This window comes from Synechococcus sp. H55.10, assembly GCF_047502715.1.
GTDB lineage: Bacteria > Cyanobacteriota > Cyanobacteriia > Thermostichales > Thermostichaceae > Thermostichus.
In genome coordinates, this window is the sequence record NZ_JANSJJ010000054.1 from 1 (window position 1) to 1,117 (window position 1,117).

At 67.3% G+C, this 1,117-nt stretch carries 1 protein-coding gene; it reads right to left on the reverse strand.

Going from position 1 to position 1,117, the window contains the following annotated elements; all coding sequences use genetic code 11:
- Nucleotides 1-1,117 (reverse strand): thiamine pyrophosphate-dependent enzyme (locus tag NW858_RS04600; RefSeq protein WP_414520008.1); only part of this gene is annotated, 1,117 nt, incomplete at both ends.

Below are 1,117 nucleotides of genomic sequence, written 5' to 3' on the forward strand. Positions count from 1 at the left end.
CCCGTTGCTTGGGGTCGGGCAGCTTGCCGCGCTTGCGGCGGCGACGCTTCTCGGTGGCGCAGGTCTGGTCGTAGATCAGGATCGACACCCCCGGCGTCTCGCGCAGCCGCCGCTGCACCTCATCGAGGCAGTCGCGGTGGAAGAACTCGGTGCCGTCGGGAAACCACTCGGGATGGGCGTTCCACTTCTCGATCTCGTCGGAGACGACGACGATCGTCTTGACGCCCTCGGCGCGCATCTGGCGGGCGATGTCGGGGACGGTGAGCACCCCATCCACTGGCTGGCCACCGGTCATCGCCACCGCGTCGTTGTAGAGGATCTTGTAGGTGATGTTGACCCCGGCGGCGATCGCCTGGCGGATGGCCAGCGACCCGGAATGGAAGTAGGTTCCATCGCCGAGATTCTGGAAGACGTGCTTCTCGCTGGTGAAGGGCGCCTGTCCGGCCCAGGTGACCCCTTCCCCGCCCATGTGGGTGAAGGTGTCGGTGCGCCGGTCCATCCAGGTGACCATGTAATGGCAGCCGATACCGCCGAGCGCGCGGCTGCCCTCCGGGACCTTAGTCGAGGTGTTGTGCGGGCAGCCGGCGCAGTAGTGGGGCACGCGCGGGAAGTTGGCGCGCGGCAGGGCGAGCTCGCGTTCCTTGGCCTTGAGGAACTCGAGCACCCCTTCGATGCGCTCGGAGGTGTGAAAGGGCTTGAGCCGGCGGGCGATGATGCGGGCGATGCGCGCCGGGGTGAGCTCGGCGGTGGAGGGGAGGATCCACTCGCCGTGCTCGTCGTATTTGCCGACCACGGTCGGCCGGCCCTCGAGATTGTAGAGGTACTCCTTGAGCTGGCTCTCGATGAAGCTGCGCTTCTCCTCGACCACCAGGATGTCCGTGAGCCCTTTGACGAAGCGGCGCACGCCCTCGGGCTCGAGCGGCCAGGTCATGCCCACCTTGTAGAGACGGATGCCGATGTCGCGGCAGGCTTCGGCGTCCAGCCCCAGGTACTCGAGGGCCTGGAGTACGTCGAGATAGCTCTTGCCGGTGGTGATGATCCCGAAGCGGGCGCGCGGCGAGTCGAGGACGATGCGATCGAGGCCATTGGCGGGGGCGAAGGCCGGCGCCGCCTGCAT